Source organism: Ornithinibacillus salinisoli (genome assembly GCF_042684965.1).
GTDB lineage: Bacteria > Bacillota > Bacilli > Bacillales > Amphibacillaceae > Ornithinibacillus > Ornithinibacillus salinisoli.
Map to the genome: position 1 here is coordinate 1 of NZ_JBHUMI010000001.1, position 841 is coordinate 841.

The 841-nt window shown below is 44.2% G+C and carries 2 rRNA genes; both read right to left on the reverse strand.

Going from position 1 to position 841, the window contains the following annotated elements:
- Positions 1-368: ribosomal RNA gene (locus ACFSTA_RS00005) — 23S ribosomal RNA — on the reverse strand; the annotation flags it as partial.
- A 378-nt stretch (positions 369-746) separates the two neighbouring features.
- Positions 747-841, reverse strand: a 16S ribosomal RNA gene (locus ACFSTA_RS00010); the annotation flags it as partial.

Genomic DNA, 841 nt, shown 5'->3' on the forward strand with positions numbered 1-841 from the left:
CTGCTATGGCTGGCCTTTCCAGACCGATTCATCTAAAGAATTCCTTGGTAACTCCAATGGAATGTCCTACAACCCCAAAAAGCAAGCTTTTTGGTTTGGGCTGTTTCCGTTTCGCTCGCCGCTACTTAGGAAATCGCATTTGCTTTCTCTTCCTCCGGGTAATGAGATGTTTCAGTTCCCCGGGTCTGCCTCCTATCCCCTATGTATTCAGGTAAAGGTACTGTTCCATTACGAACAGTGGGTTTCCCCATTCGGAAATCCTCGGATCGAAGCTTACTTACAGCTCCCCGAGGCATTTCGGTGTTAGTCCCGTCCTTCATCGGCTCCTAGTGCCAAGGCATCCACCGTGCGCTCTTATTCACTTAACTAGCTTTACAGTAAATAAGCGTACTAATTAATTAGCCTTCGCTTTTAAAANTTATTTGATGTCGTTGTTTACTCTTATTTAGTTTTCAAGGTACAAAGGAAATAACCTCTAACATCATCACGTAAGTGATAATTCGTATTAGAAGTATCTAGTTGAGGTAATTGCTCCCTCAAAACTGAACCAAACAACCTAGTATGTCTCTACCGCGAGGATTACCGAAGTAATCCTCTATCGGCATTCCGTTATAATCTAGCTTCAGTTCCTAGAAACTACCGTCATAGCAATTGACATTCCAAACGCTAAAAACCAAGCGTTTTCCAGTCTCTTGCTTATGCGTCCGTTTCTATACAGTCACTTCAGCCTTTTATTATATCCTTAGAAAGGAGGTGATCCAGCCGCACCTTCCGATACGGCTACCTTGTTACGACTTCACCCCAATCATTGGTCCCACCTTAGGCGGCTGGCTCCAAAAGG